Source organism: Bacillus alkalisoli (genome assembly GCF_002797415.1).
GTDB classification, from domain to species: Bacteria; Bacillota; Bacilli; order Bacillales; family Bacillaceae_I; genus Bacillus_CD; species Bacillus_CD alkalisoli.
Map to the genome: position 1 here is coordinate 388,849 of NZ_KZ454944.1, position 23,356 is coordinate 412,204.

The 23,356-nt window shown below is 33.6% G+C and carries 22 protein-coding genes; 16 read left to right on the forward strand and 6 right to left on the reverse strand.

What is annotated here, in order from left to right:
• The first annotated feature begins 14 nt into the window (after window positions 1-14).
• The 11 genes from CDZ89_RS01915 (at window position 15) to CDZ89_RS01965 (ending at window position 11,754) form a co-directional block, all read left to right on the forward strand.
• Complete coding sequence (locus CDZ89_RS01915) at window positions 15-941, forward strand: glycosyltransferase (RefSeq protein WP_100333074.1); 927 nt, start codon at window positions 15-17, stop codon at window positions 939-941.
• Between the two features lie 39 nt (window positions 942-980).
• A complete protein-coding gene (locus tag CDZ89_RS01920; RefSeq protein WP_100333075.1) occupies window positions 981-2,117 on the forward strand; it encodes an EpsG family protein in 1,137 nt (378 codons plus the stop codon).
• Window positions 2,118-2,285: 168 nt separating this feature from the next.
• Entirely contained in the window at window positions 2,286-3,605 is a 1,320-nt protein-coding gene (locus tag CDZ89_RS01925) for a nucleotide sugar dehydrogenase (RefSeq protein ID WP_100333076.1), read from the forward strand.
• A gap of 197 nt (window positions 3,606-3,802) precedes the next feature.
• Window positions 3,803-4,435, forward strand: coding sequence for a CatB-related O-acetyltransferase (locus CDZ89_RS20245; RefSeq protein WP_100333077.1), 633 nt, complete (start codon window positions 3,803-3,805; stop codon window positions 4,433-4,435).
• Between the two features lie 12 nt (window positions 4,436-4,447).
• Window positions 4,448-5,866, forward strand: a complete 1,419-nt coding sequence (locus CDZ89_RS01935) for an MATE family efflux transporter (protein ID WP_100333078.1) — start codon at window positions 4,448-4,450, stop codon at window positions 5,864-5,866.
• A gap of 146 nt (window positions 5,867-6,012) precedes the next feature.
• Complete coding sequence (gene rfbA / locus CDZ89_RS01940) at window positions 6,013-6,915, forward strand: glucose-1-phosphate thymidylyltransferase RfbA (protein ID WP_100333079.1); 903 nt, start codon at window positions 6,013-6,015, stop codon at window positions 6,913-6,915.
• Window positions 6,912-7,472 carry a dTDP-4-dehydrorhamnose 3,5-epimerase gene (gene rfbC, locus CDZ89_RS01945; protein WP_100333080.1) on the forward strand — a complete coding sequence of 187 codons (561 nt, stop codon included), beginning with the start codon at window positions 6,912-6,914 and terminating at the stop codon, window positions 7,470-7,472. Before rfbA ends, rfbC begins: the two co-directional genes overlap by 4 nt.
• Before the next feature lie 3 nt (window positions 7,473-7,475).
• Complete coding sequence (gene rfbD / locus CDZ89_RS01950) at window positions 7,476-8,330, forward strand: dTDP-4-dehydrorhamnose reductase (RefSeq protein ID WP_100333081.1); 855 nt, start codon at window positions 7,476-7,478, stop codon at window positions 8,328-8,330.
• Window positions 8,331-9,350 carry a dTDP-glucose 4,6-dehydratase gene (gene rfbB / locus CDZ89_RS01955; protein ID WP_100333082.1) on the forward strand — a complete coding sequence of 340 codons (1,020 nt, stop codon included), beginning with the start codon at window positions 8,331-8,333 and terminating at the stop codon, window positions 9,348-9,350.
• A gap of 27 nt (window positions 9,351-9,377) precedes the next feature.
• On the forward strand, window positions 9,378-10,754 hold the full coding sequence (locus tag CDZ89_RS01960) for a UDP-glucose dehydrogenase family protein (protein WP_100333083.1): 1,377 nt from the start codon (window positions 9,378-9,380) through the stop codon (window positions 10,752-10,754).
• Window positions 10,729-11,754, forward strand: coding sequence for a GDP-mannose 4,6-dehydratase (locus CDZ89_RS01965; RefSeq protein WP_100333084.1), 1,026 nt, complete (start codon window positions 10,729-10,731; stop codon window positions 11,752-11,754). Before CDZ89_RS01960 ends, CDZ89_RS01965 begins: the two co-directional genes overlap by 26 nt.
• Window positions 11,755-12,028: 274 nt before the next feature.
• Here the strand turns inward: CDZ89_RS01965 and CDZ89_RS01970 are convergent, their stop codons facing one another.
• Entirely contained in the window at window positions 12,029-12,778 is a 750-nt protein-coding gene (locus CDZ89_RS01970) for an IS3 family transposase (RefSeq protein WP_157842654.1), read from the reverse strand.
• A 279-nt stretch (window positions 12,779-13,057) separates the two neighbouring features.
• On the opposite strand from CDZ89_RS01970, the gene CDZ89_RS01975 reads away from it, so the two are divergent.
• Window positions 13,058-14,584 (forward strand): YifB family Mg chelatase-like AAA ATPase, encoded by a 1,527-nt coding sequence (locus tag CDZ89_RS01975; protein WP_100333086.1) that lies wholly within the window; start codon window positions 13,058-13,060, stop codon window positions 14,582-14,584.
• A gap of 9 nt (window positions 14,585-14,593) precedes the next feature.
• Window positions 14,594-15,355, forward strand: a complete 762-nt coding sequence (locus CDZ89_RS01980; RefSeq protein WP_100333087.1) for a transposase — start codon at window positions 14,594-14,596, stop codon at window positions 15,353-15,355.
• 217 nt (window positions 15,356-15,572) lie between these two features.
• On the opposite strand, the gene CDZ89_RS01985 is transcribed toward CDZ89_RS01980, so the two are convergent.
• Both CDZ89_RS01985 and trhA read right to left on the reverse strand, forming a co-directional pair.
• Window positions 15,573-15,860, reverse strand: a complete 288-nt coding sequence (locus CDZ89_RS01985; protein ID WP_096156449.1) for a hypothetical protein — start codon at window positions 15,858-15,860, stop codon at window positions 15,573-15,575.
• A gap of 173 nt (window positions 15,861-16,033) precedes the next feature.
• Window positions 16,034-16,681 carry a PAQR family membrane homeostasis protein TrhA gene (gene trhA / locus CDZ89_RS01990; protein WP_096156450.1) on the reverse strand — a complete coding sequence of 216 codons (648 nt, stop codon included), beginning with the start codon at window positions 16,679-16,681 and terminating at the stop codon, window positions 16,034-16,036.
• 141 nt (window positions 16,682-16,822) lie between these two features.
• Here trhA and CDZ89_RS01995 point away from each other — a divergent pair, with 141 nt between their 5' ends.
• The gene (locus tag CDZ89_RS01995) at window positions 16,823-17,371 is read left to right on the forward strand and encodes a DUF1836 domain-containing protein (RefSeq protein ID WP_100333088.1); all 549 of its coding nucleotides are present in this window, start codon (window positions 16,823-16,825) and stop codon (window positions 17,369-17,371) included.
• 73 nt (window positions 17,372-17,444) lie between these two features.
• Here CDZ89_RS01995 and CDZ89_RS19505 read toward each other — a convergent pair whose 3' ends face one another.
• The gene (locus CDZ89_RS19505; RefSeq protein ID WP_157842656.1) at window positions 17,445-17,963 is read right to left on the reverse strand and encodes a competence protein ComK; all 519 of its coding nucleotides are present in this window, start codon (window positions 17,961-17,963) and stop codon (window positions 17,445-17,447) included.
• Window positions 17,964-18,937: 974 nt separating this feature from the next.
• Between CDZ89_RS19505 and CDZ89_RS02005 the strand changes: the two genes are divergently transcribed.
• Complete coding sequence (locus CDZ89_RS02005) at window positions 18,938-19,402, forward strand: hypothetical protein (protein WP_100333090.1); 465 nt, start codon at window positions 18,938-18,940, stop codon at window positions 19,400-19,402.
• Window positions 19,403-19,544: 142 nt separating this feature from the next.
• On the opposite strand, the gene CDZ89_RS20415 is transcribed toward CDZ89_RS02005, so the two are convergent.
• Window positions 19,545-19,877 carry a competence protein ComK gene (locus CDZ89_RS20415; protein ID WP_100333091.1) on the reverse strand — a complete coding sequence of 111 codons (333 nt, stop codon included), beginning with the start codon at window positions 19,875-19,877 and terminating at the stop codon, window positions 19,545-19,547.
• A 147-nt stretch (window positions 19,878-20,024) separates the two neighbouring features.
• Window positions 20,025-20,120, reverse strand: a complete 96-nt coding sequence (locus CDZ89_RS20420; protein ID WP_406564912.1) for a transposase family protein — start codon at window positions 20,118-20,120, stop codon at window positions 20,025-20,027.
• Between the two features lie 716 nt (window positions 20,121-20,836).
• Here CDZ89_RS20420 and CDZ89_RS02020 point away from each other — a divergent pair.
• Complete coding sequence (locus tag CDZ89_RS02020) at window positions 20,837-23,308, forward strand: SIR2 family protein (RefSeq protein WP_100333093.1); 2,472 nt, start codon at window positions 20,837-20,839, stop codon at window positions 23,306-23,308.
• Window positions 23,309-23,356 lie beyond the last annotated feature (48 nt).

Below are 23,356 nucleotides of genomic sequence, written 5' to 3' on the forward strand. Positions count from 1 at the left end.
ATCTAAATAAATTCATGGAAAATACTGTAGTTGGTATTGTGATTTTAAATTATATCACATGGGATGACACTAAAAGGTGTATTACAAGTATCAGAGAAACAACTAAAGGAATATCTTATAAAATTTATGTGGTAGATAATGCTTCTCCAGTTTCCCCTAATGATAGTATGTTATCTTTTCTAAATGAAAATGACATTGAATATTTACCTTCAGATATTAATCGGGGTTATGCTGCAGGCAATAACATAGGCATAAAACGAGCATTGGATGATGGATGTAATTATATCCTGATTTCTAACAATGATATATTATATGAAGAACATAGTATAACTAGAATGGTTGAAGCTTTTTCGGAAGATGGAGAAGTTGGAATCATTGGTCCATTAGTTGTGAATCACGATGGCTCAATACAAAAAGGTACAAGGTATAATGAAGGGGGCCTCAAACAAAAATATTTAGCTGAGACCTTGTTACGAAAAGTATTTCCAAAATACAGGATTATGTACTTTGGATCCGATAGTGATTATGAAAACTCATCTTATGTGTATGCAGTTTCGGGGTGCTGCTTTATGCTTAGTAAAACTTGTGCGTCTTTGATTACACCTTTGGATGAAAATACTTTTTTATATGGAGAAGAAGCTATTATAGGAAACCGAATGCTAAAAAAAGGGTTGAAAACTTTTTATTATCCCAAAAGTAGAGTTATTCATAAGCATGCTGGCAGTACAAGCCATGTAAAGGCTTTTTCTTATATCTGTAAAGTTAAAAGTGAAATGTATTACTGCCATAAATATCTAAATTCGCGTGTAATCAATATTATTCCATTATATTGTTTCAGAACAATATCATTTATTGTACATTCTATTTTTAAAAAGGATTATAGAAAAGAGTTATCTCGTTATTTTAAAGAGACATGGATTTTAAATTCAAAATATAGATAGCCATTTATTTTATGGGCTAAGAGCAAAAGGTGGTTATCCATGGTTTTTTTTTTCTCGGGGATTTTAATTTATTTAAACTTCTTGTGTGTTTTGGGAAGAAAGCACATCAAGCTAATAGCATTTTTATTACTTATTTTTGCATGGGTTCTATACTGGGGTAACACTGATAATCCTGATTATGCAAACTACACCAGACTTTATACTTCAATTTTGAATGGTGAAGATATATTTATAGGGACAGATTTACAATATGGATTTAGATTACTAATTAAATTAGGTACTATTATGGGTATGAGTTTTGAAGTGTTTTTAGCAGTAACTACACTCTTATCTTTTCTGTTAATTCATAGTACGGTTAAAAGATTTAGCGGTAACTATAACTATATATATTTACTCTATTTTATCTTCCCTTTTTTTATAGACGTAGTGCAATTTAAAAATTTTATTGCTATGTCAATTTTCATTTATTCAATAAAATATTTATTAAATAGTTCATTTAAAAGTAAAATATTGTATTGTGCATTAATATTAATAGCTGGTACGATACACTACGCCGCATTATTTTATCTTCCTATGGTATTAATAAACATCAAAAAGAAAAATACTTTAATTCGATTTATTGCAGGTTTTTCAATAATAGGTAGTTTAATTATTTTAATAAATGGAAAACAAATTCCATTTATTAATGAACTTATTTCTATAATATTTGAAAGTGAAAAAATAGAATTTTGGTTAGACAGTAAAACTAATTTAGGGTTTATCTTGTTTTGGGCATTACAAATTTTTTCATTTGTCATGGCAAAGGTTTCAAGAGACATGTTTTTGAAGAATACAAAGAACCCAGAGAATGCACTTTATTGTTATAACAATAAGGACATAGTGGCTAAAAGATTAATGTTTGTTAATTTAGTATATTGGATAAATATCATGGCCTTTTTATATTTGCCTTTCTATTTACTTGCTTCAAGTTTTACTAGGTTAATGAGAAATATTATATTATTAAATTATATATCATTTTCTTTAACAAATAGTGTATTGAAAAATAAAAGTGATAAAATTACTTTTAATCTACTCGTATTTGGCTACGTTTTTATTTTTTTCATAGTACTATTGTACCCACACTATGAGGCTGTAATTGAAGCTGTATTAAAGAATAATATCTTTTTTACTCCATAAAACAACTTGAAAATTATACACTTTCTTTATGTAAAATGCTAAATAGAATTTCTCTATTTAGTGATGTTAGCAAACAAAAGAGAGTGTATTTTTTGTGATTATTAAATATCTTATAGTTTTTAATCGAATTAAAATGTACTATAGTACAGCAACAAAAGGAGAATTAATATGAGTTTATATGAAGAAATTTTAAGTCAAGAAGCTAAAGTTTCTGTGATAGGATTAGGATATGTAGGAATGCCTTTAGCTGTGGCATTTGCAAAAAAAGTAAACGTAATCGGATTTGATCTTAATAAAAGAAAAATAGATATGTATAAATCTGGTATAGATCCTACTAATGAAGTTGGTAATGAAATAATTAAGCAGTCTACTGTAGAATTTACGACAGAAGAGTCAAGGTTAAAAGAATCTAAATTTTTGATTGTTGCGGTACCTACTCCAATTAATACAGATAAGACTCCAGACCTTTCTCCAGTTGAAGGTGCTAGTGCAATAGTTGGGAAGAATTTGACTAGAGGTTCAATAGTAGTCTTTGAATCTACGGTTTATCCTGGTGTAACAGAAGATGTCTGTATCCCTATTTTAGAAAAAGAGTCAGGATTAAAATGTGGAGTTGATTTTAAAGTAGGTTATTCTCCGGAACGCATTAACCCTGGAGATAAAGTGCATACTCTTGAAAATATAATTAAAATTGTCTCGGGAATAGACAATGAAAGTGCGGAAGAAATATCCAAGGTATATGGATTAATAATAAAAGCAGGAATCCATAAAGCTAGTTCAATTAAAGTAGCTGAAGCTGCGAAGGTCGTAGAAAATAGTCAAAGAGATATTAACATTGCCTTTATGAATGAGCTTGCTATGGTATTTGATCGAATGGGGATTAATACTAACGAGGTAATAGAAGCGATGAATACAAAGTGGAATGCACTGAAATTTTACCCAGGTCTTGTAGGGGGGCATTGTATTGGTGTAGATCCTTATTACTTCTTATATGAAGCTGAAAGGCTAGGGTACCACAGTCAGATTATTCTATCAGGAAGGAAGATCAATGATGGGATGGGAGAATTCATTGCTTCATCAATAATAAAAAAACTTATTTTAGCTAATAAGAAAGTAAAGCAAGCAAAGGTATATATAATGGGCTTGACATTCAAAGAGAACTGTCCAGATATAAGAAATACTAAGGTTATCGATATAATTAGCTCACTTGAGGAGTATGGAATTAAGCCAATAGTAATAGATCCACAAGCTGATAAAGAAGAGGCAAAGCATGAATACGGTATTGAAGTTGCAAGCTTTGAAGATGTCAGTAACGCTGACTGTTTAGTTTTTGCAGTTGCTCATAAGGAGTTTAAAAGTCTGAGTTTGAATGAAATTGGTAACATGTTTGCCGATGTAAATAATAATGAAAAAGTTATAATTGATGTTAAGAGTGTACTTGACAGAGTGGAAGTTGAAACAAAGGGGTATAATTATTGGACTCTATAAAAATATACTAGTTGGTTATAAGTAACAACTACATTAACTATCTATAAATGCCGCTGTTTTTTAAAATTGTCCAACCTTTTGTTTCACAGATTTATTTAGAAATTATCGTAGTTGATTTTATTTTTCAAGAATAGTAAAAATATCACTGAAGCCCTCATTAAATTAATGTGGTAAATTCAAGGAGAGCAGAATAATTAATGATTAATAAAGTGGTAAGGAAAATAAAAAATAATGTGAAGTTATTAATGTTTAAAAAAAAATGGAGAAAAAAAAATAGTCATAATAACACTAATGTAAAAAAAATATTTCCAATTGATAAGGTTGTTGTTGGTGAGAAAACTTACGGATCAATAGATGTAAATACCTTTGGAAATCCTGAAGAAAAGTTAATTATTGGATCATATTGTTCAATCGCAGGAGATGTTAAATTTCTTTTAGGCGGAGAGCATCCATATCAATTTTTGTCTACATTCCCATTCAAAAAATATATATATGGTTCGAAGGAAAATACTCTAACAAAAGGGCCGATAGTTTTGAAAGATGACGTCTGGATTGGAGAAAGGTGTTTGATACTATCAGGGGTTACCATTGGTCAAGGGGCAATAATTGCAGCAGGCTCTGTAGTTGCTAAGGATGTCCCACCATATGCTATTTTTGCTGGTGGTAAGATTTTGAAGTATAGGTTTTCCGAAAATATCATTGAAAAATTACTTGAAATAGATTTCTCAAAATTAAGTGAGAAAGCCATCTGTGATAACATTGAACTGCTGTATAAAGATATTAATATAGATATGCTAGAGAATGATATATTTAAAAAAATAATGGAGTAACGGAGCGAAAGGATGAATAGTAAAGCAAGGAAATTTTTTAAAAACTTTTCATATGCTATAACTGCAAATATTACTTCATTAATAATATCTGTGTTAATTGTATTAATAGTACCTAAACTAATTGGAGTTGAAGATTACGGATATTGGCAATTGTATTTGTTTTATGTAGCATATGTAGGTTTCCTGCAATTTGGGTGGAATGATGGGATTTATCTAAGGTATGGGGGAATGGAATATAACAAATTAGAAAAAAAGGTGTTTTTTTCTCAGTTTTGGATGTTAACTATCTCTCAGCTTATCCTATCAATAATAATTATAGTGTTTTCTTCTATCTTTATTAATGAGGTAGAAAGAGAATTTATATTAATAATGGTTTCATTTTGCATGGTTTTAATGGGGGTTAGAGCCATGCCTATGTTTATTCTTCAGGCAACAAATAGAATAAAAGAATATTCTCAAATGATTATTATGGATAGATTACTATATTGTTGTTTGGTTATTGCCCTTTTAATTTTCGGGGTTAGAGAATACGAATTAATCATTGTTGCAGATTTAATTGGAAAATTTGTATCTTTGTTATATGCAGTTTATTCATGTAGAGATCTCATTTTCAATAAAGTAAATAATTTCTACTTAAGTTTTAATGAAACTATAGAAAATATTAGTGTTGGTATAAAACTAATGTTTGCTAATATAGCTAGCATGCTGATTATTGGTGTTGTAAGATTTGGTATAGAAAGATCTTGGGATATAGCAACTTTCGGAAAAGTATCTCTAACATTGAGTATTTCCAAACTTTTAATGCTATTCATAAATTCGGTTGGTATAATATTGTTTCCCATTTTAAGAAAAACTGAGATGGATAGGCTCCCTAATATATATAAATCTATGAGGGACTTATTAATGGTAATACTATTTGGAGTTCTCATTCTTTACTATCCTCTTAGTGTGATGTTGTCGTCTTGGTTACCTGATTATGCAGAAAGTGTTTTATATTTAGCTTTACTTTTTCCAATGTGTGTATATGAAGGTAAAACTGCTTTACTAATAAATACGTTTTTAAAAACATTAAGAAAAGAGAAATTAATGTTGAAGATTAATTTAATTTCACTGTTTTTAAGTGTAAATATAACTTTATTAACCACTATGTTAATAGAAAATTTAAATTTAGCAATACTTTCAATAGTTTTTATTCTGGCATTTAGATCAATCTTAGCTGAGATACTTATCTCGAAAATTTTGGGGGTATCTATATTCAAAGATATTCTTTTGGAATTATTATTATCCTCAAGTTTTATTTTAGCAGCTTGGTTTATTGATTCTTGGTTATTTACAGTTGTATATGGAGTAATTTACCTTTTGTATTTACTTTTAAAAAGAAATGATCTTATTTTTACAACTAAACAAATTCAATCACTAATTAAAGCATAGAAACCACTAGTGTAATAGAAATTTATGATTACCATAATATTATGGGGTCTTTAATTAAGATTGTTCTTTCACATACATGAAACTGACGTTTATAAATGTTAAATTATCATTCAGCATTTACATGGCTACAATAAGGAGGGCATATTATGAAAGGAATCATATTAGCAGGCGGTAGTGGAACAAGACTTTATCCATTAACAAAAACTATTTCAAAACAATTATTACCAATTTATGATAAACCAATGATCTACTATCCTCTATCTGTACTTATGTTGGCAGGTATTAGAGATATACTCATAATATCTACCCCACAAGATACACCAAGATTTGAACAGCTTCTAGGTGACGGAAGGGACATTGGAATAAACCTTAAATATTCCATACAAGAATCGCCTGATGGTTTAGCTCAGGCTTTTTTAATAGGTGAAGAATTTATTGGTGATGATAGTGTTGCTTTAATATTAGGCGATAATATTTTTTATGGTCATGGTTTTACAAAGTTACTCGAGAACGCAGCTTCTAGAGAAAAAGGAGCGACTGTCTTTGGATATAATGTAAAAGATCCAGAGCGTTTTGGTGTGGTTGAGTTCGACCAAGAGGGTAAGGCTATTTCGATCGAAGAAAAGCCAAAGCATCCAAAATCAACATATGCTGTGACTGGATTATATTTTTATGATAATAGGGTAGTTAACATAGCAAAAAAGATTAAGCCTTCAGAACGTGGTGAATTAGAAATTACAGATGTGAATAAAGCCTATTTAGAATTAGGGGAGCTTAATGTTGAACTATTAGGCCGTGGTTTTGCATGGCTCGACACTGGAACTCACGAATCTTTACTTGATGCATCGACATATATCGAAACTGTTGAAAAACGTCAAAGTTTAAAGGTAGCCTGTTTAGAGGAGATTGCATATAGAAAAGGGTATATATCGAAAGCCCAACTATTAGAGTTAGCAGCACCATTAAAGAAAAATGAGTATGGACAATATCTAGTTAGATTGGCTAACCAAAATAAAGATATATTGCAAAAAGAGGAGGTTCTAGCTTGAAGTATACAAAAACAAAATTAGATGGAGTAATTGTTATAGAACCGACAGTATTTGGAGATCATCGTGGCTGGTTTATGGAAACATATAGCTATAGTAAGTTTAAAGAAGCGGGGATTGATTTGAACTTTGTTCAAGACAATCACTCTTTTTCAGCTGCAAAAGGGACTTTAAGAGGTTTGCATTATCAATTAAACCCGAAGGCTCAATCAAAGCTAGTAAGATGTACAAGAGGCTCTATTTTTGATGTTGCAGTAGATATCAGAAATGGTAGCCCCACATATGGTCAATGGTTTGGCATAGAGCTCAGTGCAGAAAATAAAAAGCAATTATTAGTACCGAAGGGTTTTGCACATGCATTTATGACGTTAACCAATGATGTAGAGGTCCAATATAAAGTCGATGAACTTTACTCACCAGAAAACGATCGGGGTATTATTTGGAATGACCCTTCGATTAATATTCAGTGGCCTATAGATATTACACCAATACTTTCTGAAAAAGATGAAAAAGCACCGCTGTTAAAAGATGCAGATAATAACTTTTTTTATGGAGTGTAAACAATGAAGGTCTTAGTAACTGGATATAATGGCCAATTAGGCTATGATGTTGTCCGAGAAGGTTTGAAACATGGTTTTAATATGCACGGGATTGGTAGAAAAGATTTAGACCTTACAGTTGAGGAAGATGTTAAGAAATATATAAAAAACATAAAACCAGATGCTATTATTCATTGTGCTGCTTATACAGCAGTAGATAATGCAGAGGATGATAAAGAAACCTGTAGGAATGTAAATGTAAAGGCTACTAAATATATCGCTACTGCAGCAAAAGAAACAAAAGCAAAGTTCATGTATATTAGTACTGACTATGTATTTGATGGTGCCGGTGAAAGGCCTTTTGTTGAGACTGATAAACCTAGTCCGATAGGCTATTATGGGTTATCAAAGTATGAAGGGGAAAAGGTAGTAGAGCAGTTATTAGAAAATTGGTTTATTGTTCGTATATCCTGGGTTTTTGGAATTAACGGTAATAACTTTGTTAAAACGATGCTTCGTTTAGCTGAAAGTAGAAATGAATTAAGTGTTGTAGGGGATCAATTTGGTTCCCCAACTTATACATTTGATCTAGCTAGATTATTAATTGACATGATACAGACTGAAAAGTTTGGAACATATCATGCTACTAATGAGGGATATTGTAGTTGGGATGAATTTGCTAAAGAAATTTTTAAACAAGCTAATAAAAGAATTACTGTAAATTCAATTACAAGTGAGCAGTATCCAACACGAGCAATACGTCCGAAAAACTCGCGTTTGTCTAAGCAGAAATTAATTGATAATGGGTTTAAGCCATTACTGGAATGGCAAGATGCACTAAAACAATATTTAATTGAATTAACCCAAGAGGTGAAATAGATGTTACGAAAGAAAATTCTTGTTACCGGTGGAGCAGGTTTTATTGGAGGAAACTTTGTTCAATACATGGTTGATAAATATCCTGGATATGATATTTACAATTTAGATTTATTAACTTATGCCGGTGACTTAACGAAGCATAAACACATTGAGACTAAAGAAAATTATCATTTTATTAAAGCGGACATTGCAGATCGGAATACAATCATTCCCCTTTTCGAACAAGAGCAGTTTGATTACGTTGTTCATTTTGCAGCAGAAAGTCATGTTGACCGTTCTATTACAGATCCAGGGATCTTTGTGAAAACTAATGTGGTCGGTACCCAAGTATTATTAGACGCATCAAGAGCTGTTGATCTTAAGAAATTTATTCACGTATCAACGGATGAGGTATATGGTGAGTTAGACTTTGATCCAACGACATTCTTTACAGAGGAAACACCGCTACAGCCTAATAGCCCTTATAGCGCAAGTAAAGCATCATCTGATTTGTTGGTTCGAGCTTATCATGAAACGTATGGTTTACCAATGAATATCACCCGTTGCTCTAATAACTATGGACCATTTCATTTTCCAGAAAAATTAATTCCATTAACTATTTCGCGTGTTTTAAATGATGAAAAAGTACCGGTTTATGGTGACGGTAAAAACATTCGTGATTGGTTACATGTTATTGACCACTGCGCTGCAATAGACTTAGTGCTACACGAAGGTGTTAATGGTGAAGTTTATAACATAGGTGGCCATAATGAGCGTACTAACTTAGAAGTAGTAAAAACGATTATTCAAACATTAGGTAAATCTGATGACTTAATTGAATTTGTAAAAGACCGTTTGGGACACGATAAGCGATATGCAATTGACCCTACTAAACTAGAAAAATTAGGTTGGAAACCCACTTATACATTCGAAACGGGAATAGCTCAAACTATACAATGGTATCTAGATAACAAGGAATGGTGGGAGAAAATAATTAGTGGGGAATACCAAAGTTATTTTGAAAAGCAGTATACTATTTAACCCTAAAGTGGGAAAGGGGGCTTTAACGTGTATAAAATCGCAGTAGCAGGTACAGGTTATGTTGGCTTAGTAGCAGGTGTATGTTTTGCTGAAGTAGGCCATCAAGTAATGTGTGTTGACATTGATGAAGATAAAGTGAACCTAATGAAGTCTGGGACTTCTCCAATATATGAAGCAGGTTTAGAAGGGCTAATGCAAAAAAACTACGCTGTTGGAAGAATTGATTATACAACAGATTACAAATCGGCTTACCGAGATGCTGATGCAATCTTTATCGGGGTTGGGACCCCAGAACAACCAGACGGTTCTGCAAACCTTTCCTATATTGCAACGGTTGCTAGACAAATTGCTGAATCAATCGAAAAGGATTGCTTAGTTGTTGTTAAATCGACCGTTCCAGTTGGAACAAATGATAAAGTTGAACAGTTTATTCAAGACTTTTTAGTAAATGATGTAAAAGTTGAAGTAGCCTCGAACCCGGAGTTTTTAGCACAAGGTTCTGCTGTACATGATACACTTCATGCAGAAAGAATAATAATTGGAACGGAAAGCAAATGGGCTGAAGAAGTTTTAATGGAAATTTATGAACCCTTTAACTTACCGATCGTATCAGTTAATAGAAGATCTGCAGAGATGATCAAATATGCATCAAATGATTTCCTGGCTTTGAAAATTTCTTATATGAATGACATCGCTAACCTTTGTGAACTAGTAGGAGCGGATGTGCAAGATGTTGCAAAAGGAATGAGTTATGATGCTCGTATAGGAAGTAAGTTTTTAAACGCAGGTATCGGTTATGGCGGTTCATGTTTTCCTAAGGATACGAAAGCACTAGAGAATATTGCAAAGCAGCATGGATATGAACTACGAACCGTTAAGGCTGCAATTGACGTCAATACTGATCAAAAGACAATGTTATACAAAAAAGCTAGCAAGAGACTTATTACGTTTAGTGGTCTGAAGGTAGCTGTACTTGGTTTAACTTTTAAACCTGGGACAGATGATTTACGTGAAGCTGCATCTCTTGAGAATGTGCCATTATTACTAGAGCAAGGTGCAGATATTTATGCGTTTGACCCTATAGGTGCCGATAACTTTGCAAAAGTACATCCAGAAGGTAAGAGTGGCAAAGGTAATATTACTTATGTAAGTAATATTGAAGAAGCACTAGAAGGTGCAAATGTTTGCTTTATCTTTACTGAATGGGGAGAGATTAAAGCTGTTACTCCTGGAATGTATCAGGATTTAATGAGAACGCCGCTAGTATATGACGGAAGAAATATTTATAGTACTATGGAAATGCAGGAAGCAGGGGTGGAGTACCACTCTATTGGAAGAAAGGCTGTAGAGAGAGAAGTTGCAAAGGAGTCGAGAAATCTTGAGTTACAAGCCGCTAGATCCTAGTAAAACTTATCTTATTACTGGAGCAGCAGGTTTCATTGGGTATTATTTGTCTAAGAACCTATTAGAAAGTGGCTGCAAAGTAATAGGTGTTGATAATGTGAATGACTACTACGATGTGAATCTTAAAATGGATCGGCTGGAGCAACTACAACCTTTTAGTAAGTTTACTTTTATTAGGGGAGATATTTCAGACAAGGCTTTAATTACAGAAGTCTTTGAAAAGTACAAGCCTAATGTTGTGGTTAATTTAGCAGCCCAAGCGGGTGTACGTTATTCTATAGAAAATCCAGATGTATATATTCAGAGCAATATTATTGGATTCTATAATATCTTAGAAGCTTGTAGGTACAATCCAGTAGAACATCTAGTATATGCATCTTCAAGCTCTGTTTATGGTGCCAATAAAAAGGTACCATTTGAAGAAACAGACTTTGTAGATACTCCTGTATCACTCTATGCGTCAACGAAGAAATCAAATGAATTAATGGCTCATACGTATAGCCACTTGTATAAAATACCGGCTACTGGACTTCGCTTCTTTACCGTTTATGGCCCAATGGGAAGGCCAGATATGGCCTATTTTGGTTTTACAGATAAATACTTTGCAGGTGAACCAATTAAAATATTTAACAACGGTGATTTTGATAACGATCTTTATCGTGATTTCACTTATATCGATGATATAGTAGAAGGAATAGAGCGGCTTATCGGTAAACCATCAGTAGATGCCGTTCCTCACAAGGTGTTTAACATCGGTAACAACAATCCGGAAAAGTTGATGACGTTTATTAATACATTGGAGAAGACTTTAAGCAAAGCTTTAGGAAGAGAAGTGCAGTTTGAAAAGGTGTTTGAACCAATTAAGCCAGGAGATGTTCCTGCTACGTATGCTTCAACAGATTTATTGCAGGAAGCTGTTGGGTTTAAACCAGAAACATCGATTGAAGAGGGCTTACAGAAGTTCGCTAATTGGTATGTTGATTATTATAGTAAGAAGTAAGATTTGAAATTACTAAAACCTGCTGAGTAATGTAGCTCGGCGGGTTTATTTGTATTGAGTTAATTATTTTCTATCTAAGGTTATTTTCTAATCCCTTACATAGCAGCTACTGTAAAAATATTGAATGTTTTCAAATCTTACACAGTCGTGCAACGCTAGTGGGTCTGGCCCCAGTTCCCTATAACACTTCGTGCTAATATATATATTAGCACGTATTTAATCTATGGACACCGGGACAGGAACTGTTCTGACCCCCAAAAGTTAAAGTTTTTTATTATGCAGCTAATTGGCTGGTATGTGTACGGTATTGGACCGGGCTCATGCCAGCCAGTTTTTGCTTAATACGCTTATTATTATAGTAATCTATATATCTTTCTATTCTCTCACTTAATTCTTCAAACGAACATAATGCTTCACCATGATACATCTCTTGTTTAAGTATGCCAAAAAAGTTCTCGATCGGAGCGTTATCTAAACAGTTCGCTTTTCGAGACATGCTCTGAAATATTTTATTTGCCTTAAGTAATTTACTCCAATCTTTATGCTGATATTGCCATCCTTGATCAGAATGCATAGTTACCCTGTATTTTGAATCTTTAATTTTTTCAATTGCCTCCTGAAGAGGCTTTATCGCAATTGCTAGAGTTGGACTCATACCGATACCATAAGAAACTATCTCGCCATTAAATAAATCCATTATAGGACTAAAATACAGTTTTTCTCCGTTTGTACACTTAAATTCCGTGACATCGGTAGTTAACTTCTGACGGGGTACACTAGTGTAAAAGCGTCGATTAATACGGTTTTTCGCTAGCTTTCCAACTCTTCCCTTGTAAGAGTTATACTTCCTTGTTTTTCTTTTAAATTTACTTCCTTTAAGGCCGAGTTTGCTCATAATACGTTGTACAGTTTTATGATTAATTTTATATCCTTGATTTCTCATTTCTAGATGTACGCGACGGTAGCCATAATTTCCGTCATGTTCATTAAAAATTAAACGAATGCAATCTTCTAGAATGGACACCGGGACAGGAACATCGACCACTTTTTACATAATATTCTAAAAATCCAACTATTTTAATAAATCCATAAGGCATATACCACACGATTTCTCCGGAACAAAACACTTGACGCTTTCTCACACTTAAAATAAAATAAAAATAGAACAAATGTTCTTTTTTTCTTCCGCTTTTCTATTAAGCTTGAGTACCACACAACACCGTAATACTAATATTTGCAACGATGCTATCTACTATCATTAATTCCTATAAAAACAACTCTAATCCCCAAGGAGGAATGCAGTATGGCAGTTAAAGTAACAACAATTGGATTAAAAGGAATGGAAGGGTATCGTGTAACGGTTGAGGTGCAGTTGTTAGATGGACCAGAGTCAATCGTTGTAGTTGGCTTGCCCGATGCCTCTGTGAAAGAAGCGAAGGAACGAATAACAGCGGCGTTGCATAGTTACAAATGTGGAGAGTTAGAAGAGAGAGTGATTATTAATCTGTCACCAGCTGAGCAGAAGAAAAATGGTCCGATGTTTGATTTGCCTATGGCGATTGCTTTAATGAAAAGCTTAAAGGTTATAGACGCGAATATAGACGAGAACACAGGATTTATTGGTTCACTTTCCTTAGATGGAGGCATCAAGCCAGTAGAAGGGATGTTACCTGCTATACTTGCTGCAAAGAAGTTAGGATTAACCAAAATGTACTTACCATACGATGAAAAACTACCACCTATAGACTTTACTAATCTAGAACTTGTCTACGTTTCATCTCTTCAAGAGGTAATAGATTCCCTCCATGGACAACACGTATTACCATTTCACCAACCAGAAAAGACACCAGTTAACTTAGAGAGAGTTCATACAGTAACCTTCGAACAAATTATCGGACAAGAAGAAGCGAAACGAGCGCTAGAAATAGCGGCAGCAGGAGGACATCACCTATTTATGAGTGGACCGCCTGGATGTGGGAAAAGTATGCTGGCTGAAAGCTTTGCGTCCATCCTTCCAGACTTAACGAGTGAAGAACAGCTGGAAGTGTTAAGTTTGTACCATCTAAGTGGAGTATCTTATGAAGGTGGTTTGGCTCGTCCTTTTCGAAACCCTCACCATTCCGCTTCTAGCGTTTCCATTATCGGAGGAGGGCAATATCCGAAACCAGGAGAGATATCCCTTGCCCATCATGGGGTATTATTTTTAGACGAAATGGCCGAATTTCAAAAAAAGACTCTAGATATGTTACGGCAGCCAATTGAAACAGGCCATGTCACGATTAGCCGAGCGAACGCTACCGTTAACTATCCAGCCCTATTTAGTATGATTGGAGCAATGAACCCTTGTCCATGTGGTTACTTAGGATCTAACAACTTATACTGTACATGTACCCCGAAACAAGTAAAAGCCTATCAAAACCGTTTATCTGGACCAATCCGTGACCGATTTGATATTTTCCTATTTCTACAAACCGTCAACTTTAACACACACCACAAACAAAGGGAAACATCACAGCAAGTCCAAAGCAGAGTTGTCCAAGCAAGAAACAGCCAATATATGAGATATGGATGTACTATGTTAAACAGTAGAGTCTCTTTTGATACCTTACAGAGAACAAGCCCGTTACAATACTCCCAACAACAACTGCTTCGCCACTTATCTTCGAAAAACCAACTAAGCAATCGAGCACAAGTGAAAATACTGCGCTTAGCTAGAACCATCTCAGACCTTGCCGGATCCGAAACGATAACAGACCAAAGTATATGGGAAGCAGTGCAATTAAACATCCGTGCTAAAAGTGGACAATCCGTCCAACATATTAGTAAGTGAGGGAAAGCTATGCCAAGAGAAGCAAGAGAAAAAAGCAAAACTGGCATCTATCATATCATGTTAAGAGGTATCAACAGACAGACAATATTTGAAGACAACGAGGATAAAAAGAGATTCTTAACAACATTAGCAAAATACAGAGATGTTAGTAATTTTCAACTCTACGGATACTGCCTCATGGACAACCACGTACACTTACTAATGAAAGAAGTAGAAGAACCAATCGCTCTTACCATACAGCGGATTAGCGCAAGCTATGTGCTTTGGTACAACCACAAATATTGCCGTTGTGGACATCTTTTCCAGGAAAGATTCAAAAGCGAGAACGTCGAAGATAAAAAATATTTTCTAGTTGTTCTTCGTTACATACACCAAAATCCAATAAAGGCTGGTCTCGCTAGTAACGTAAAGGATTGCCACTGGACAAGTATCAAACAATATATGTCTCACCCAACATTTATTCACACAGACTTTGTACTAAAACTCTTCTCCTCCAACCCCCAAGAAGCACTCACTCTATTTATGCAGTACATGAGCAAACCGAACCAAGATCAACGTCTAGAATACGAAGAAATCATTAAGCTATCGGATGAAGAAGTAAGGCAGTGTCTTAGGGAGCTAGGTGCAGCAAGCAGCTCAGAGTTGCAAAGGATGGATAGGCCAAAACGTAATCGCATACTAGTAAGGATGAAGAAGATGAAAGGAGTTTCGTTAAGACAACTGGCAAGGGTGACTGGTATATCGAAGAGTCTGATTCAGAAGGTGAAGTGAGAGGGGGAAGATGGTTATGTTCAATATTAAAATGAGAAGGAGAGGGTTTTTGGGGAGACGTTGGGAGAGTACTGGTGCTTGATTTGAGGAATAATAAAATAGCTCTTACTATAGATGTCAGTTCTTTTGAACGGGTTTACTGTAGTAGGGGCTTTTTTATATTTTCGTTTATTGGGTGTGGACGATGTTCTAAATGAACAACATTTTTACTAACTACTTATTCATCGTAAATAACTTGTATTACTTTACCTGATTTTGCGTCAATACTCATATTAATCTTGCAATCTTCTTTGCAGATAGAGTTTTTATCATAATATGCTACAACCCAAATGTTACTTTGTTTTACAAGTTCAGCGCTAAACCCTGTAAAGTTATCTTTATTTTGATGGTATTCTCTAGCAATGTTAATAGCTTGTTCTTCCGTTTTAACTGTTTGGTTAGTAAAGTAGAAAAAGAGAATTATTAGTAATAGTAAAAAGGTTATAGCTATAATCATTTTTTTCATAGGAAATCTCCTAACGTTGATGGTTTTTTATTACTACTATTATGCAAGTCCCATGTAGTATTCATTCGAATAATTCTCTTTTAGTTAAAACAAACATACCTAATGAAAGCGCCAATTGATCTTTCCAAAGCAGTACCTATTGTAGGGGTTGCTATAAAATTTGATTTGATTTGTTATAGCACGTATAAATAGACACACAAGAAGTGAACAAAGCTGCCTAATAATATATAAACATGAAATATCTCATGAAACCCCCATTTTTTAAAGGAAAGAAACGAAGGTTTCACTGCATAAATAATTCCCCCAATTGTGTAAAAGAGACCACCTGCTACTAACAAGATTATTCCATTTGTCCCGATCGCAGAAGATAGTGGACTTGCTACGGTGATAATAAGCCATCCCATCGCAATATAGATAATGGTAGATAACCATCTAGGACAATTAAACCAAACTAATTTAAATAAAACTCCACATATAGCTAGGACAACAATGATAGAAAACATAATCCATCCAGATGTACCGTTTAAACTGATTAAACAAAACGGAGTATATGTTCCAGCTATCAGTACAAAAATCATGGAATGATCGATACGTCTTAAAAAGCCAATGACTTTCTCGTTACTTTGAACGAAATGATACGTGGTGGAGGCTGCATATAAAAGAATTAAACTAATTCCAAACATAATAACAGTAAAGAATTGTAACGCTGAACCGTTGTTGCTAGCTACTTTCATGACCATTGCCAATAATCCGACAAACGATAAAACAGCACCTGCTAGGTGAGTATACGTATTTATGGGCTCTCGAATGTGTATATTCAAATTTATCACTCCTATATGATGATACATAGTTTTAATAACTACATATAAATATAAACGATACCATGTAATGTCGTCAACTATTTACCTTCTACTTTTTTATGTTAAAATAGGGACAATTACTAATTGTAGAGGATAAAACAAATGGAAAATATGAAAACGTTTATTGAAGAGCTAAAGCTCGAAAAGAAAATAAAGTTAGAGGATATCCCCACGATTGATCTTTATATGGATCAAGTTATTCAACTGTTTGATCATTCTTTCTCGAATGGAAAGGATAAAACGTTAACAAAAACGATGATTAATAACTACGCAAAGGCGAAGCTATTTTTTCCAATACAAAATAAAAAATATACAAAAGAACATATTATCTTGATGAGCTTGATTTATCAGTTAAAAGGGACATTATCTATTAATGATATTAAGATAACGTTGCAAGGAATGAATGAAAAAATTGTAGAAGAAGCTTTTGACCTTGAACAATTTTATTCCACTTATTTAGGGCTAGTGGATTTAAATGTCGAGCGTTTTAAAAATGATGTCAAGGAGCGGGTGAAGGAAGTATCAGAAGTAATAGGAGAAGATACAGGGGAGTCCAAGCTTATCACTAACGCATTACTTATCGCCTCCCTATCGCACATGAGCACGTTATATAAAAGTGCTGCGGAAAAACTAGTAAGAGATTTGGAATGAAGAAAAAGGGACATGACTCAACCCACTTGGGCCAAGTCTGTCCCTATTGTTGCTTAAATTAAATTAAAACTGCTCAGCTCTTTGTTGGATTTCTCCTCTTCCTCCCATCCACCATAAAACTATAACTAATCTGCTGCTTCGTACAGAACAAAGAATAAATAACCGCAGCCTTCTGCATTTGTTGCTTCATCGTTTGATGGGACGCTTGCACTTCAATTTCCGTATAGTTTCGTAGCTTGATGATGCATCTATTCTTATCGGTTGGCACAAGTTGGCGTATTTGGTGATACATAATCCACGCACAATCCATGTGGTCAGGGGAGTGCGTTGGAATGGAAATGACCTTTTCCTCCTGCAATGTAAGGATCGGCGTTTTTTGCACATAATTCGTCATATAAATAACAGAATCTCTTCTCCCCTCATACGAAGCACCATACGTCAAACAACTTCGACGCAATATTTCCTCTGGCCTCTCCTCTGAATAATAGATTCCATCCTCATCGATAATTTTCGTCTGGTACTTCTCATGAAAATAAGGCAACAATGCATATGTACTGGTATCCATTAAATAATCATTCATTACTTCCATCATGATATTCTCCTTTTCTATCATCTTTTTGTTTTGATTAAAAATGAAAGAAAGATAGAGAGGAGGTGGTTTGTTCCATAGCCATTCCGGTGCGAGATCTTGGAAGGGTGGTTTGGTTCTATTATGGCGTAGTGTGTTTTGTTTGGGGACAGTTAAGTAATCTTGCCTTTGCTGTGGTTTCTTGAAGTAGAAGGTAGATTTTACAATGTTGGTTAACGAGGATGTTCTATTTATACTAACAGTCCCAGGAGAAGGACATACACCGGAAAGTGACGTGTATATCCTATCATTAGTTTGTTGATTCATCACTAATCTTTTTTCTCCTTATCCAAATCCATTCCCCTTTTCACCTAATTATGTAAGCAGGGGAAAAGAAGTAACACCGCACACTTGCAGTTTTCTGACAATAAATAGTAGAATTCTACAAAAAAATTTTGATCCAAGGGGACGGTTCTTATGGCTCATTCTGAGCTGGAGCATGGGGAGCGAGGTTTAACGAATGTATTGTGTTGAAAGATTACTAGAACAAGAAGCTTACATGTTGATTCAAGTGAAAAACGACACCGGTGGTGTCGCAATTCACTTGAAACTAGCTGAATAGGAGGTAGAGGTATTTGGTTTGTAAAGGTAGTGGTGGAGACAAGGCCAGGAACAATCATCTCCAGTTTTAAAAACGCTAAACTAGGCGCAACATTTTTTCCTAATTAAATAAAAAATTTCTACAAATAAGTGATACAAAATTCCCTATGTTGCGTTTTCATATTGTAACTTCCAATATTCTTTTTGACGATATGAACCTAGAAATGCATATTCAACAAGAAAATAAAGGTCTCGGTAATAAACTGTCGAATTAGTGTACTATTAATCTATATATGGTTTAGGCTATACAACAACACAACTCCTTAATGATTAACTTACTTTAGAGAAAAATGATAGTTGTTTGTCAAAGAGAAATTCAAAAATTCGAGGTGGATATAATGGAACCATTACAAAATTTAAATCCGAAAGAGGAAAAGAAGTTAGATAAAGTGATGAAGAAAATTGGAGTTAAAAGTCCTACCGAAATAATTAGTGAGGAACAATTAGATAAATTTATTGAAAATTTATCAAAGTTACCAAAAGAGTCGCTTGATACTATTGTAGCAAACATCCCAAACTTTAAAGAAATTACTATAAAATACATGGATAACCTTAACTTATCCTTTAACAAGGTAATGGATGATTTAATGGAAGAAAAGAAAGCCTTATACGCTTTACTAGATAAAGAGAATATAACGAAAGAAGAGAAAGTGTTTATCTTCAAAGAAATAAAAGATATTAGGAGAACAATTTTAGTAAAGGATACTATGTATAATGTAATGAATAATAAAGCATTTCAATTTAGTATGACTGTTGCAATTACTGTAGTCTCAGCAGTCGCAAGTAGTAAAATTAAAAAGTAACTGAAAATCCTGGGGCCAGTCCCCTGGTACGTTAATGTGCGATAGTGTTAGAGTGATTATTGAGGTCAGCTCTCTTGACTTACAATATGTCTAGAGGGATGGCCTTTTTATTATTTCCTCTTCACGGGTTTTCTGCCATTCATCATAAAGCTAATTCCAATCTTCTGTTCTGTACAGAAGATAGAGTAGATGATGGCTGCTTTTTTGACTTGGGTTGCATGGTTTGGGCTGAGATGTTTAGATTTATGTCGGTGAAGTAGTTGCACATAACTTTGCAAGTCTCTTGGTCTAGTGAGTTGATGTTTGCTATTTGGTGAAACATAATCCATGTGCAGTCTGGATAATCAGGTGAATGAGATGGTATTGCGACTAATCTTAAAGACTCGGAAATTAGTAAAGGTGTTTTTTGTTTGTAATTTGTATGATAGACTGCCGCATTTCTTCTCCCCGTGTAATCTGCTCCATTTTTATACAGCTTCTAGCAATCACATCAACCATACACTTCCGCCGTTTTCTTGAAGGTTTTTCCCTTGATGCTTCGAATCTTAATTGCTTGGTTTAGTTCTATAGATAAGCGTTGATAGCGCTCTACAAGAGTATTCTTTTCGACAAATTTCTTTCCTCAAGGGCAACCGTAACGCCTCCTCCTGTAAAAAAGGAGTGTATGTCTTTCAAATATCTTTAAATGTTTTATCTTTTGCATACGGTAATCGTGGATTTTTGTGTTCTAGTATTACAAGATGGACATGTGTGTTCTTCTACAGGTAACTCAACATGAATACAAAGGCTATCTCTACTTTCTCCATCTTCTTAATAATCACATCTTCAAAACCTGGCAAAATTATGTTAGAATTCATTATGCACGTATCTCCAATCTATACTTTTGTCTCGACAACTTAAGTATAAAAGATTGGATGATTACGTGCATTTTTTATGTCTTTAATTGTGTAAGAACCCCAACATTTATTATAGAACCTATAATAAAAACCCTGAAAGGGAACTCAGTAATAGAGTTTTCTTTCAGGGTTTATCTCTTGTGAAAAAGTATTATGTATTTATAAAAAGTTTGAAAAATGTAAAAACAGAAAAGTATATAATTGACATTACAGTACCTACATAAAATATGACCTAGCTGAATTAAATATTTAATAAGGATTTATTTAAGAGGAAAAACCCTATTAACATTAAAACTACTTAATAGTTCTCTTTGAACATTTTTTGATTTTAACTTTCTTTATATTTGAAAACCCCATATTATCACTCTCCTTAGTAAACTATTCTATATTTAAAATCATATTCCCTTCTAAATTTAATTAAAACTAAAAATAATTAATTTCTCCATTTTTATCTATTTAATAAATATCCATGGTAAAATTAAGGTAGATATTACCTGAAATATACCTAAAAAGATAAATATTATAAGGCGGTAAACAAATGTCTAGAATTGTTAAAATGGATTTTGCAATTAATGAAATAGCAAGAGCAGTAACACCAGAAGACACCATAAATCCTTTTTATTTTATTGTCGGAGCTGGTATTTCTTCTCCTGTCATTCCAACAGCCACTAAAATTATAAATGAATGCAAAACACTAACTAAAGATACTTATGATAATCGAAATGAGTTTATAGGATCAGAAGAATATTCTACATGGTTACAAAGAGCACTACCGCATTCAAAGTCTAGAAGGGAGTACTTTCGTAAACTTATAGAAAATAAGCCTATTACTAACGCTAATTTTAAACTTGCTCATCTTTTATCTAAAGGTGGTATTGGGAAAGTTGTAATTACTCCTAATTTTGATAACTTTCTTTCACGAGCACTAACCCTTTTTAATTCAAATCCAATGATTTGTGATCATCCAGGTACAGCTTTTAAAATTGATGCTGAATTAGATGAAATTCAACTAGTACATATTCATGGTAACTATTTATCCTATGATTGCTGCAACTTAACAATTGAAATATCAGACAGAACTGAAGCAACACAAATGTCATCTATGTTAGAACGTATAGGTGGCTCCCGGTCGCCTATTATCGTGGGATATAGCGGGTGGGAAGACGATATAATTATGAATTATTTAAAGAGAAGGCTAAATGAGCCTTCATTGCCATATAACCTTTACTGGTTTTGTTATAAAGAAGAGAGTATAAATTCAATGCCTGAATGGTTAAAGGCACATAATAATGTGGTATTTGTTGTTTCAAACGAGAGTTTGAAAAACATAGATGATGAATTAAAACCTCCAATAGAATCAAAGAACTTTCTCCCTGCCGAAGTCGTCTTTGAATCTATGATACAAAAATTAGAATTAACTGAACCAGAAATAACAAAGGACCCACTAAACTTTCTAACAAATTTAATTAAAGGAACAGAAGATGCGGAAGAAAATAATGATGTTTTCTTCTTAAGCCATGTTGTACATAGGTTGAAAGAGCTGCAGTTACTTGAAGATAGAGTTAACAGTAACAAGGTAGACTATAGCAAAGTTCAAACTTTAAGAAGCTTAGTTGTTAGTTCACAATATGAAACATCATTGAAGTTATTAGGCAGCTTACAGATTGATATAAATGAACTTGAAGAGTACCAAAAGGTAGAGCTTATTGAAGTGCTTGTAGCTTTAATAGTGAAATCAAGGCCCTCTGAAGAAATAATTATTGCTTCAGATTTAAACTACGAAGTGTATGAGTCGCTTTCAGATGAAAACTTTAAAGAAAAACTATGCTTAAAGGTGGCAACTTGTTTATTAAAGAAAGCATTTACTTTAGAAGAATTAGAACGGTACGAAGAGACTATTGATACCTTGAATGGTATCCTTGATAGTCTTAAGCAAAAAGATTCAACAAGTTTTAAGTTGTTATTCTTAGATAGCTTATCTTTAAAAGCTCAGGTGTTAGCCGAAATAGAACAAACCTATAAGGCTATAGACTGTCTTGAAGAGTCTATCTTAAGATATGAGAATGAGTCTAGTAGTGAATTTCAGAAAAGAATTGCATATTTATTAGTACAGAAGGCTAGATTGTTTGAACAAATTAAAGAAATTGATTTAGCTAAAAATGAAATTGATAGATTTCTACTTAAGTTCAATAATAGCCAGAATGAAGATATTCAAATTGTTACTTTGATTATATTAAATCAATATATATTTATAGGACTTCATAATGAAGAAGATGAGAAGAATATTTTAGTAATTTATAATAAGCTTTATGACCTTTACTCCATTTCTAAAAATCCAGTATTTAAAGCATACTTTATTCACTGTTCTTTTTATATCGGTAGAACATATTATTTTAATGATGAAGAAATAAAAGCTAAAAAGTACTTAGAGATGGTAATAAATAATGATCTAAAAACTGATTTTATAAATGAAGACATGCAAGGTGATGCTTATGCAATGTTAGGCTTGATTCTGTACCAAGAAAACGATATACAAGGATCATATAACATGTTTGAATTAGGCTATAGGAATAATAACTCACATTCAACAGTTAACCTTGGATATATGATTAGAAGAAAAGATGTCCATAAAGAAAGTCAAGAATATGACCTAGAGTCACTGTTTGATATTGGTATAGAGGATGGTATTGCCATTGCTTATGTTAATAAAGCCCTCTATCTAGTCAATGATAGCTGGAATTATGATAAATGGGTACAAGCTGATAAGTTAATTGAAAGCTTAAATAAATATCAACCAGATGAGCTAGATGGTATTATAAGTTGGTGGCATAAGCTGGCTTTAAATGGCGAAACTGAAGGTGATTTAGTTTTAGGATGGTTAGTTCGCCACAATTTGATAACAGATCCTGATGGATTTTCACTTAAAGACCGCTTTGACAATGCTAGTGCAAATGCAAGGTGGTATGTTCAGAACTTTCTATATGAAAAAGTTGCTAAAGTTAATGCTTAAAAGTATTTAGAATTGGAATACTCCCAGCTTAAATTTTACCTCTAAAAC